Raw genomic sequence first — 11,955 nt, 5'->3', positions numbered from 1 at the left:
ACGTGAGGGGCCATGCGGCGCGATTACCCTAGGAAGAGGCGCGCAGCATAGAGACCGCATCGACTTCTGCGGCTCGGTTGGGGATTGGGAGCAAAGATAGGATTCTGAGAAAACGAATGTAATCCAGAGGCCATTTTGTGCATTTCGCAAAAAAACCAGGCCAGAATTGCTATCTGACCTGGTGTTTCATGTGGTGGGCGTTACAAGATTTGAACTTGTGACCTCTTCCGTGTCAGGGAAGCGCTCTCCCCCTGAGCTAAACGCCCGTTAGCTTTGCAGCAGGAAGTATTCTAACAGAGCTGAGTGCTTTGTAAACACCCAATTTTAAAAACTTCCAGCGCTGCGTTCATGAAGCAAATTGGAGGCGACGCCCGGATTCGAACCGGGGGTAAAGGCTTTGCAGGCCTCTGCCTTACCACTTGGCCACGTCGCCATGTTTTGCTTAAAAGAGCCAGCCGATTGCTCGGCCGGCTCACATGAACAATGGAGCGGACAACGGGGTTCGAACCCGCGACCCCCACCTTGGCAAGGTGGTGCTCTACCAACTGAGCCATGTCCGCGCGCAAGAAAGTATTATACGCGACTCACCCTTTCTGGCAAGAGGGTATTTTATTTTTTGTAGCTGAGCACATAATCCCAGATGAACTTATAAAAAAGAAGGCTAGGCATCAATGCGCTTACCTACGAATATGTCCATGTAGACATTGTCGAGACGGCAGGTTTGAAGCGTGGCATATTCCCCCTGAGGCATAACCATCGCCTGCAATTCGGGTGTAAAAATGGTCCCGTCATGCAGCACCGTTACGATGCGCACAACGCGATAACAGCCAAGGTTGCCCGCATCGTCGCATACCGCGAAAAGACTCCCTACGTGAAAATCGGCTACCTGGGCGAAGATGCCGGGATTGTGCCCGATGTAATACGTCGGATCCCCATCGGTAACGCATCCAACGCCTTGCCAGATGCCAGCCTCCTGCGCTGGGGCGGTATCCCACCCATAGCAATAGGAATACGGAACGGCATCGAGTCCATCGCCAAGATACAGCGTCGCAGGCTCGGCATCTACCGCAGGCGTCCAGACTGCATGTGCAGTGACATCCCGGGCAAGCATAGAGTCGATGCTATCGACCAACTCCTCGCATCCATCGATACGCCAACCCTGGAATTCATACGCATAGCGAAAAGGCTCTGGAAGTATCACGGCATCAGATGCAATGGAGTACGACGTGGGCGGCCGACCCTCGAGCGAACCACATGCCAAATCATAGGATATGGCATACCTGTCGCGCGTCCATACCGCCCGTAGGGTGCCACTACCCCCTACCCTGCCGCCACCAGGCCCTGTAACGGCTCCTGAGGCGCTATCAACCCATCCGAGCAGCACGTAACCGTCTTTATACGCTTGCGGCATCGATACGGGCTCCCAAGCCCAGACCCTCTGAGAGCCCGCTTGCGCTCCCTCGATGGATCCACCATGAGCATCAAAGGAGATATCGGAAAACAGGAGCTGGTCGAGCGGCGGAATGAAAGATGTACGAAATGTGAAGACGACGAGGAGGAACAGGAAAAGCAAGAGAGCTGCAAGCGCCAATCCCGTCTTTGAAGAAGTTTTTGCCGTATCCCCCACTGCACACATCTCCTGCACATTTTCCTAGAGGACTACAGCATAGCAAATAAAAAAGCCGCCCGAAGGCGGCTTGTAATTCCTGGTGTCGGAGGCGGGATTTGAACCCGCAAGCCCTAAAGTGGGCACTAGCACCTCAAGCTAGCGTGTCTGCCGTTCCACCACTCCGACGTGAAAAGCAACGAGGGGTACTATAGCACAAGTTTCCTCATTGCAAGCGAGAATTTTAGGCAATTGTGCCCTGAGGATAAATAATCATCAAAAGGATGAGCGAAATCAGGAACACCACGGCAAAAATGATGGTGATGCGATCGAGATTCTTTTCGATGATGCTGGTACCAGAGCTCGTGGAATACAGCGAGCTGGCAATGGCGTCGGAAATGCCCGTGCCCTTGCCGGAATGCAGCATGATGAAGACGATAAGACCAGCACCCGAAATGACCAGGGCGATGATAACCAGAATAAGCAACGGATTCAAAGCGAACTCTTTCTTCTCTGTGACTACGGCACCGTATGTGCCGACAACTCGCAACTGCAAAATTATAGTCAATCTGAGCACGAGAGCAACAGTTCTCATGCCAATTACGCACAGTATGCCCTTATGAAGGCATCGCAGACGCCGCAAAAGCAGAACGCCCGCACGAAGCGGGCGTTCCAAATGGGCGTAGATTAGGCGAGCAGGCTGGGAGCTGTCATCTCGGCGGGAACCTCCAAGCCAATCATCTGCAACAGCGTAGGAGCAAGATTGCAGAGGGCGCCGCACGTGCCTTCGGGCTGCGCAAGCTGGTATCCCAGACCCGCGTAGTCAGCCAGGAACAGGGGCACCGGATTGGTGGTATGTGCCGTATGGGGCTGGCCATCCTCAGCGATCATCTTGTCGGCATTGCCGTGGTCGGCCGTGACAAGCGCCACGCCACCCTTGCGCTCGATGGCGGCAAGAACCTGCCCCACGCCTGCATCCACGGCCTCTACGGCCGCCGTAGCAGCGGGAATGGAGCCCGTATGCCCCACCATATCGCAGTTGGCGAAGTTGACGATGTACACATCTGCCGTATCGGCGTCGATGGCATCGGCAAGCGTCTGGGCAACCGCAGGCTCGCTCATCTCAGGCTGAAGGTCGTACGTAGCCACCTTGGGGCTATCGATGATCTGCCTGCGCTCCCCTTCCTTCTGGGCTTCGATGCCGCCATTCAGGAAGAACGTGACATGGGCGTACTTTTCCGTCTCGGCAATGTGATACTGCTTCAACCCCGCACTGGAAAGCACATCGGCAAGAACGTTTTCGGGGAATTCCTTCGCGAATGCAATGTCGGCGGGAATCTCGGGGTCGTATTCAGTGAGGCACACGAAATACGGACGCGGAAACGATTCGGACTCGAACGGCTCTGCATCGACGAAAGCATGCGTAATCTGACGCGCACGATCGGGGCGGAAGTTGAAGAAGATGACGGCATCGTCGTCTTCCACGCCGCGCGTTGCAAACGAACCCGGAACGACGAACTCGTCGGTTACCTGGGCGTCGTAGCTTGCCTGCATGAACTCGGTGGGAGAAAGCTCGCTATGGGGCAAAGCGTGTGCAATGGCGTCGAACGCCTTCTTCACGCGTTCCCAGCGATTATCGCGGTCCATCGCGTAATAGCGACCGGAAATGGACGCAATCGAGATCCGGCACGCATCAGTCGTGTATTCGGCGATGCGCTCTTCCAGCTCTTCGATGTAGCCAAGACCGCTAGCAGGCGGAACGTCGCGTCCATCCATGAAGCAATGAACGAAGACGTGCGGAACCTCGTGCTGAGCTGCCATCTTCAGCAGCGCATAGAGATGCTCGTTGCTGGAATGCACTCCGCCATCGGAAACGAGGCCCATAACATGCAGTACGGAACCAGCCGCCTTCACGCGTTCCATGGCCGCGCACAGCTTCTCGTTTTCGGCGATGCCGCCGCTACGGCATGCGTTGTTGATGCGCGTAAGCTCCTGATAGACGATGCGACCAGCGCCAATGTTCAGATGACCCACTTCGGAGTTGCCCATCTGGCCATCGGGAAGACCCACGTATTCGCCCGACGCCTGAATCTGAATGTTCGAGGCCGTTTCGCGCAAATGGTCGAGATGGGGCGTATTCGCAAGCGAAATGGCATTGCCCGGGCCAGGCTCGGCGATGCCGAAGCCATCCATGATGATGAGCGCCGCAGGCAGATGGAGCTTGCTCTTATCCATAAAGTTGCTTCTTTCTCGCGCCTATTTCAGACACGCTTCAACGAGTTCGGCAAAGGAATCGGCGGAAAGCGCGGCACCGCCGATGAGTCCGCCGTCGATGTCGGGCTGGGCCATGAGGCCATCCACATTGGCGGGTTTCATGGAGCCACCATAGAGTACGCGCATACCGCTGGCAACTTCCTCGCCAAAAAGATCCGAAAGGGCGGCCCTAATGGCCGAGCAGACCTCCTGGGCCTGTTCGGGCGTGGCCGTGCGACCCGTGCCAATGGCCCAGATGGGCTCGTAGGCGACGACGCACTTGGCAGCCTCTTCGGGCTCCAGGCCTGCAAAATCGGCACGCAGCTCGTTGCAAATGAATTCCAGATACGTACCCGCATCACGCACGGCCAGCGACTCGCCCACGCAGACGATGGGGGTAACCCCATGGGCAACCAGCGCCATTACCTTGCGATTAACCATTTCGTCGGTCTCGCTGAAGTACTCGCGACGCTCGGAATGGCCCACGATGCAGTGGTCGACGCCGATATCTTCCAGCATGGGAATAGAGATCTCGCCAGTGAAGGCGCCACCTTCTTCCCAGTGGCAGTTCTGAGCGCCCACGTGAATGTCACGACGATCGAACTCGAGTACCGTATGCACCGCTTTCAGATTGCAGGCGGGCGGGCACAGCACAACGTCGACAGCATCCCACGCGTCATCGCAGCGATTGGAAATGCCCTGGGCGAGCACGACGGACTCGGCCCAGGTCTTGTTCATCTTCCAGTTTCCAGCCATCATGGGCTTGCGCATGATTACGCCTCCTTAAGAGCCTCAACGCCAGGCAGGGGCAGGCCCTGCACCAGCTCCATGGAAGCGCCACCGCCGGTGGAGATGAAGGTCATCTTGCTTCCAAGGTCGAATTTGTTAACAGCGGCAACGCTGTCGCCACCACCGATGATGGTGTCGGCTTCCGCGTTTTCCGCAACGGCCAGGGCAACGGCCTTCGTGCCATGCTCGAAGGCGGCCATCTCGAACACGCCCATGGGGCCATTCCAGAACACGGTGCTGCCGTGAGCGATAGCCTGGGCATACAGCTTCTCGGTTTCAGGACCGATATCGAGACCCATCATGTCGCTGGGGATTTCGTCCACGGAAACGGTTGCGGTGTTTGCGTCTTCAGCGAAGCGATCGGCAACGACCACGTCGGTGGGGAGCAGCAGCTCGACGCCAGCTTCCTTTGCATGCTCGATCATGCCGGCAGCGCGCTCGACCCAGTCTTCTTCCTTCAGGCTAGTGCCCACCTGCTTGCCCTGGGCAAGCAGGAACGTGAAGCACATACCGCCACCGATGATGATGGTATCGGCCTTTTCAATAAGCGCGTCGATAACGCCCACCTTGTCGGAAACCTTCGAACCGCCAAGGATGGCGACGAAGGGGCGCTTGGGCTCATCGAGCATGCCGGAAAGCGTGCCCACTTCGCGCAGCATGAGGTAGCCGGCATACGCGGGCAGCAGAGCGGCAACGCCAGCCGTGGAAGCATGGGCGCGATGTGCGGTGCCGAAGGCGTCGTTCACGTAAAGATCGCCCAGCTTGGCCAGCTCTTCGCAGAAAGCGGGATCGTTCTTCTTCTCGCGCTTGTCGAAACGCAGGTTTTCCAGAACCACGACCTGGCCATCTTCCATGGCTTCTACGACCGCATGGGCATGGGGGCCCACGGTGTCGGACGCAAACGTAACGGGAGCGCTAATGAGCTGGGAAAGACGTTCGGCAGCGGGAGCGAGGGAAAACTTCTCCTCGAAGCCGGTGCCAGCAGGACGACCCAGGTGGCTCATGAGGATGACCTTGGCACCCTTCCCCACCAGATACTCGATCGTGGGAAGCGCCGCGCGGATGCGCGTGTCGTCGGTAACGGTAGCGCCATCAAGCGGCACGTTGAAATCAACGCGACAGAGAACTCGTTTACCGGCAACATCGGCTTGCTCAAGTGACTTCACTTCAGCCATGCTTTTCCTTTCTACACAAAACAAGGCCGGAACCGCAGCGCCAAGCGTGCATGTTCCGGCCGTAATGACATAAGACCTTAGAGCAGAATCTTCGCCAGGTCCTTCACGCGGTTGGAATAACCCCACTCGTTGTCGTACCAGCTGACGCACTTAACGAGGTTGTTTTCCCCGCCCATGACCATGGTAAGGCCAGCGTCGAAGATGGAAGAGTGGCTGTTATGGACGATGTCGATGGAGACCAGCGGATCCTCGCTGTATTCCAGGATGCCCTTCAGCGGGCCTTCGGCAGCGGCCTTCATAGCAGCGTTGATTTCTTCCTTCGTAACGGACTTCTCGAGTTCGACGGTGAGGTCGACCATGGAGCCGTCGGGAATGGGCACGCGCGTAGCGAAACCGTCGAGCTTGCCCTTCAGTTCGGGGAGAACCAGGGAAACGGCGCGGGCAGCGCCCGTGGTGGTGGGGATGATCGACATGGCTGCGGCACGAGCACGACGCAGGTCCTTATGAGGAAGGTCCAGGATCTTCTGGTCGTTCGTGTACGCATGGATGGTGTTCATGTAGCCACGCTTGATTCCGAAGTTGTCGAGCAGCACCTTCGCAAACGGAGCGAGGCAGTTCGTGGTGCAGGAAGCGTTGCTCACGATGTTGTGAACGGCCGGATCGTACAGGTGGTCGTTCACGCCCATGACGATGGTAATGTCCTCGTTCTTGCCGGGAGCGGTGATGATGACCTTCTTGGCGCCAGCATCGATGTGCTTCTGTGCGCCTTCGCGGTCGCGGAACACGCCCGTTGACTCAACGACGATATCGATGTCGAGCTCGCCCCAGGGCAGGTTGGATGGATTGCGGTCGGAGAAAACCTTCACGTTCTGGCCGTCTGCCACGAAACCGTCTTCCGTGACCTCGACCGATTCGAAATCGCGACCATGAATGGAATCGTACTTCAGAAGGTGGGTCATGGCCTCAACAGAGCCGGGATCGTTTACTGCGACCACTTCCAAAGCAGGGTCTTTTGCCATCGCACGGAAGACCAGGCGTCCAATGCGGCCGAACCCGTTGATCGCTACCCTCGTTGCCATTAGGCACTCCTTATCTCTCGATACTATTCAGGTACAACCCGCAGGTCGCACCGTGGGATACTATAACGCATTTACCGCTCAACCTGCGCGGCAAGCTGCTCGATTCGACGAACGCGATGGTATACGGCGGATTTGGACAAAGGCGGATCGGCGTATTCCCCGAGTTCCTTCAACGTGGCATCGGGGTGTGATACGCGAAGTTTGATGAATTCTTGAAGAGCCGGTGGAAGGCTTTCCAAGCCATAGCGATCGACCACTGCGTGAATGGCCATGATCTGCTCCATGCTGGCTTCGGTGGCCTTCTGCTGGTTGGCCAGCTCGGCGTTGACCCTGCGATTCACGTCGTTGCGCACGCTCTTGATCACGCGAACATTTTCCATGGCAAGGGCGCTTTGGTGCGCGCCGACTACGGCTAGGAAGGCCGAAATGGCCGACCCGCTTTTCATGTAGACGATGTAGTTGCTGCGACGCTGCATGATCTTTGCCGAAATATCGCGTTCGGCCATAAGGTCTACGAGCCCGTTTGCCAACTCTTCGGATTCGACCGACATCTCGAAATGAAAATCGCCCTTCGGGTTGGCAATGAACCCGCTTCCTAGGAAAGCGCCACGCAAGTATGCGGCGGCACAGCAGCGCTTCTCGACAAGCTTCGGGTATACGCCGCGGTCGAAGCCGCCCGACGTGAGCACGCCCATGTCCTTCATGGCTTCGGGAAGCCCCTTTTGCATGGGCACCTCGATGAGGTAGTTTGGCGTCTTATGCAGTACGCTGCGACGAACGGTCCAATCGGTCTTCAGGCCGTACTGCTCGTGCAAGAGCTTTACGAGCAGGCGCGCAACGGACGGCGAATCGGTATCGACTTCGATGCGAAAGCGCCCGGAACCAGCCAGGAAAAGCGAGCCTTCCATGCGAATGAGGGCGGCAAGCGTGGCGCGCTCGCAATGCGAGCATACGGGAGGAACGCGGGAAAGCTCTTCCTTTACATCTGCGGTGAACGACAAAGCTTGAGCACCCCCGTAAGAGCATCGCGCAGGGCAATGGGATTGTGAATGGTTGGATGAGCAGGGTCTACGAAGTCGCGCGCAATAACGACGGGGCCGCTTTCCTGAATGCGATACGCAGCATCGTAGGTAATGGGAACCGGGCGAACGCGGCCTGAGCCATCGTAATCGCTCGGCAGCGGCTCCTCGCGTGCGACCTGGTTATAGTTGCCCGGTTCGTGACCGCCCGGACGCAACTGCACGGGCGTGTGCACCAGAACGTAATCGAGCAAGCCCGCCATACCGTGGTCCTGCAGGGCACGTACGTGCTCTTCGGCGGAAAAACCCCAGGTCTCACCCTGGAAATCGGCAACGCTGCAGACGAAGACCGTCTTCGCGCGCGAACTGCGAATTGCCTCCAGCACGCCCGGAATGAGCAAGTTCGGAATGATGGACGTGAAGAGCGAGCCGGGCCCCAACACGATGAGGTCGGCCTCGCAAATCGCCTTGATGGCAGCCGGATACGGCGTGCCGGTATAGGGCGCCTTCAGCCACACGCTTTCGATAGCGGTGCGCGAATGAGAAATATTGGCCTGACCTTCGATGATGCGACCATCGAGCGTGCGGCCGCAGAGCGTCACCTTGTCGAGCGTGGAAGGATACACGTGGCCCTTCGCATGCAGCAGGTCTTCGCAAATGCGAATGGCCTCGGGAAAAGACCCCGTTGCATCTTCGAGTGCGGTAATGAGCAGATTGCCCAGCGCATGATTGTTCGCCAGCTCGAAACGGTACTTGAACGCCCTGGTCAGCGGATCATGAGGATCGTCGGCAAAGGCAACGAGGCACTTGCGGATGTCACCAGGAGGGGTGACGTTGGCAAGCTCGCGCAAGGCACCGGTGGAACCACCGTCATCGGCCATGGCGACCACGGCGGACGTACGCACGCCCATGGATACCAGGGTGCGAATGGAAACCGGTGCGCCCGTTCCACCGCCAATAACCACGGCATGAGCAGGCTGCGCATTGCCGACTACGGGCTCGATGCCGCGAATCTTGTCAAACGAGCCCGTTGCGGAGGGGTCTTGCCTGAATGCGGAATTCGCCATTACTCCCCCTCCCCGCTCTTCTTCGCTTCGCCCGTATCGGCACGCGAGAGGTCACGATGGGAAACATGCACCTGGTAGCCGCATTTCCGCAGGTATTCACCCGTGGCAACGGCAATTGCAACGCTACGATGCTGTCCGCCCGTGCAGCCAACGCCAATGGCCAGCTGCTGCTTGCCTTCGGCCACGTAGCCAGGCATGACGCAATCGAGCAAGGCCGTCCAGCGAACCATGAACTCCTTGGTTTCGGAACGCTCCATGACGAAGGTACGAACCTTGTCATCGAGCCCAGTGAGATGGCGCATTTCGGGGTCGTAGTAGGGGTTGGGCAGGAAGCGCACGTCGATGAGAATGTCTGCGTCGGCGGCGGAGCCATGCTTGAACCCAAACGAATACACCACGACGCTCATGCCCTGACGAGGGGTTTCGTGCGCGAAAAGCGAGCGAATGCGCTCGCGCAGCACGATGGGCCGCATGTTGGAGGTATCAATGATGGCATCAGCGGTTGCGCGCAGCTCTTGTGTAAGCTCGCGCTCCATGGCAATGCCCTGGGAAATGGTCGTCTTGTTATCGACGCACATCGGGTGGCGGCGACGCGATGCCTTATACCGCGCGAGAATGGCCTCGTCGGAAGCGTCGAGAAAGATGATGGAGTAATCGATTCCCGCTTCGCTTAAACGCGCAAGTTCGCGCGTAAGCTCGCGAAAGTAGTTCCTATTTCGGGCGTCGCACACCACGGCGAGCTTTCCCGAAGCGCCATCCTGGCTGGGAATGCTATCGGACGAGACGAGAGACATGAGAAGCGCCGGCGGAAGGTTGTCGATGCAGAAATAGTTCATGTCCTCGAACGTATGCATCGCCTCCGTGCGCCCTGCACCGCTCATGCCGGTAATGACAACCAGGTCGGGCGTAGGATGCGGCATTGGAGCGTTTTGCGCATCATTGCTTGCCATATACGCTATTCCCCTTCTTCCACGGAAGAATGATCAGATTCGTCAATCGTGCTGTTCTTACGCGTGTCATTATACTGCCGCAGCACCGCATATACCTCGCGTGCCACATCATCGGGCACAACATGAGCATCCATGATGTCCTGCAGCGTCGCTTCGCGCAGCTTGCGAAATCCACCCATCGCCTTGAGGAGCGCCTTCTTGCGAACGGGGCCAACGCCAGCCACCTCATCGAGAATGCTCGTCGTCATGCCCTTCCCACGCAATTCGCGATGGAAGGTAATGGCAAAGCGGTGGGACTCGTCACGCACCTGTTTCACCAGGTAGAGAGAAGCAGAACCACTAGGAAGCACCACGGGGCCGGTATCCTGCCAGGGAACGAACAATTCCTCGTCTCGTTTTGCCAGGCCAGCCATGGGAATATCAACTCCCATGGACCCCAGTTGCTCCATGGCGGCGGAAAGCTGCGGCTTGCCACCGTCAAGGATGAGCAGGTCGGGCTTGCGGCCAAATCGTTCGTCGGCCATGCGCTCGGGCGAATACCTACGCCCCAGCACTTCCTGCATGGACACGAAATCGTTCGCTTCATCGAGTTCGGCACGAATCTTGAACCTACGATATTGGCCCTTGTCGGGCTTTCCGTCGGTGAACACCACCATGGAAGCAACCGTATACGTGCCATGGAGCGTGGAAATGTCGAAGCATTCGATGCGCATGGGTGGCGCATCGAGCGCAAGAGCGCTTTCCAGCTGAAGCAACGCCTCATTGATGCGCTTGTCCTCGTAATTGGTGCGAACCTTGTAGCGCATAAGCGTATGCTTTGCATTGACCTGGGCCATTTCGAGCAGATCGCGCTTTTCGCCACGTTCGGGCACAACGAAGCGCACGCGGGCGCCAAACTTGCTTGCCAGGCGATTCGTAAGCCAATCTTCCATCGTTGGCTTGTCCTCGGGCTCGTTGGCCACGATGACCTCACGCGGAATGGATTCCGTGACGCTGTAGTAACGCAAGAGGAACGAATGAAGAATATCCTGGTCGGGCACGTTCTTGCCCTTGTCCAGCACGAACTCGTTGCCATTGATAACGCGACCTTCGCGCACCATGAGCACGTGAACGCCCGCAATGGTCTCCTCGCGATAGAACCCGATGACGTCGGCATTTACGTCATGCGCCATAACCGCGTGCTGCTTATCGGTAAGGCGCTCGATGACCTCGATGCGCTCCTTGATGCGCCCCGCTTTCTCGAAATCGAGTTCCGAGGCCGCCTGAGTCATGTCCTCTTTTAGCTCGGAAATGAACTCGGCATGATTGCCTCGCAAGAAACGCTCAACACGACGCACGTTATCTGCGTACGCCTCGGGCGAGATCTTCCCGCAGCATGCGCCCGGGCCTATGCCCACGTGGCAATCGAAGCAGGGTTTGCGCTGCTCGGATAGGTATTCCTCAAGGCCGTTCTTTTCGATTTCGCGATTCATGGCACGCCATTGCGAGCACGAGGCAGCGCAGATGGGTACCACCTTGCGCGCTATCTCGATCATGCGTCGCGCAGCACGGCTATCGGTGTAGGGGCCGAAGTACTGCGTCTCGGGCTTGTGCTTCTCGCGGGTGAACTTAATGGCGGGAAACGTATCCCCCTTCGTTAGGGCGATGAACGGATAACTCTTGTCGTCTTTGAAGTCGGCGTTGAAGAACGGCGCATACTGATCGATGAGGTTCTTTTCCAGAACCAGGCTTTCGTATTCGTTGTCGACGACGATGTATTCGAACGAGCGTATCTGGTCGACCAGAAGTGGAATCTTAGCGCGATCGTCTTGGAAATTGACATACTGGCGCATACGAGCGCGCAGCTGCTTTGCCTTACCCACATAGATAACCTGCCCATCAGCGTCTTTCCACAGGTAGACGCCGGGAAGCGTGGGTACTTCGTCAAGCTGGCGTTTAATGGTTTCGATGCGCTCTTCGTTCATGGAAGAAAGTATAACGAAAGCCGCGGGACCATAAAGGCCCCGCGGCTCAAAAG

At 57.6% G+C, this 11,955-nt stretch carries 10 protein-coding genes and 4 tRNA genes; all 14 read right to left on the bottom strand.

Features of this window, described 5'->3' with window-relative positions:
- Positions 1-191 precede the first annotated feature (191 nt).
- Positions 192-266, bottom strand: a tRNA-Val gene (locus AAY81_RS05540).
- Positions 267-359: 93 nt separating this feature from the next.
- A tRNA-Cys gene (locus AAY81_RS05535) sits at positions 360-433 on the bottom strand.
- A 51-nt stretch (positions 434-484) separates the two neighbouring features.
- A tRNA-Gly gene (locus AAY81_RS05530) sits at positions 485-560 on the bottom strand.
- A 101-nt stretch (positions 561-661) separates the two neighbouring features.
- The gene (locus AAY81_RS05525; protein ID WP_066662421.1) at positions 662-1,591 is read right to left on the bottom strand and encodes an InlB B-repeat-containing protein; all 930 of its coding nucleotides are present in this window, start codon (positions 1,589-1,591) and stop codon (positions 662-664) included.
- Positions 1,592-1,707: 116 nt separating this feature from the next.
- A tRNA-Leu gene (locus tag AAY81_RS05520) sits at positions 1,708-1,795 on the bottom strand.
- 55 nt (positions 1,796-1,850) lie between these two features.
- Positions 1,851-2,102, bottom strand: coding sequence for a preprotein translocase subunit SecG (gene secG / locus AAY81_RS05515; protein WP_066662419.1), 252 nt, complete (start codon positions 2,100-2,102; stop codon positions 1,851-1,853).
- Between the two features lie 191 nt (positions 2,103-2,293).
- Positions 2,294-3,841, bottom strand: a complete 1,548-nt coding sequence (gpmI, locus tag AAY81_RS05510) for a 2,3-bisphosphoglycerate-independent phosphoglycerate mutase (RefSeq protein ID WP_066662415.1) — start codon at positions 3,839-3,841, stop codon at positions 2,294-2,296.
- Between the two features lie 21 nt (positions 3,842-3,862).
- Positions 3,863-4,630, bottom strand: a complete 768-nt coding sequence (tpiA, locus tag AAY81_RS05505) for a triose-phosphate isomerase (RefSeq protein WP_066662413.1) — start codon at positions 4,628-4,630, stop codon at positions 3,863-3,865.
- A 2-nt stretch (positions 4,631-4,632) separates the two neighbouring features.
- Positions 4,633-5,823, bottom strand: a complete 1,191-nt coding sequence (locus tag AAY81_RS05500; protein WP_066662411.1) for a phosphoglycerate kinase — start codon at positions 5,821-5,823, stop codon at positions 4,633-4,635.
- Positions 5,824-5,900: 77 nt separating this feature from the next.
- Complete coding sequence (gap, locus tag AAY81_RS05495) at positions 5,901-6,902, bottom strand: type I glyceraldehyde-3-phosphate dehydrogenase (RefSeq protein WP_066662410.1); 1,002 nt, start codon at positions 6,900-6,902, stop codon at positions 5,901-5,903.
- Positions 6,903-6,973: 71 nt separating this feature from the next.
- Positions 6,974-7,903 (bottom strand): DNA-binding protein WhiA, encoded by a 930-nt coding sequence (gene whiA, locus AAY81_RS05490; RefSeq protein WP_066662408.1) that lies wholly within the window; start codon positions 7,901-7,903, stop codon positions 6,974-6,976.
- Positions 7,882-8,988: a gluconeogenesis factor YvcK family protein gene (locus AAY81_RS05485; RefSeq protein WP_066662406.1), complete on the bottom strand. Its 1,107-nt coding sequence runs from the start codon at positions 8,986-8,988 to the stop codon at positions 7,882-7,884. Before AAY81_RS05485 ends, whiA begins: the two co-directional genes overlap by 22 nt.
- Positions 8,988-9,908 (bottom strand): RNase adapter RapZ, encoded by a 921-nt coding sequence (gene rapZ, locus AAY81_RS05480; RefSeq protein ID WP_082868018.1) that lies wholly within the window; start codon positions 9,906-9,908, stop codon positions 8,988-8,990. The genes AAY81_RS05485 and rapZ overlap by 1 nt, the downstream gene beginning before the upstream one ends.
- A gap of 35 nt (positions 9,909-9,943) precedes the next feature.
- Positions 9,944-11,902 carry an excinuclease ABC subunit UvrC gene (gene uvrC / locus AAY81_RS05475; protein ID WP_066662401.1) on the bottom strand — a complete coding sequence of 653 codons (1,959 nt, stop codon included), beginning with the start codon at positions 11,900-11,902 and terminating at the stop codon, positions 9,944-9,946.
- Between the last annotated feature and the right edge of the window lie 53 nt (positions 11,903-11,955).

Source organism: Denitrobacterium detoxificans (genome assembly GCF_001643775.1).
In the GTDB taxonomy this organism is placed as follows: Bacteria; Actinomycetota; Coriobacteriia; order Coriobacteriales; family Eggerthellaceae; genus Denitrobacterium; species Denitrobacterium detoxificans.
Note: the sequence above shows the minus strand (reverse complement) of the source record. Positions and strands in the feature narration are given on the sequence as shown.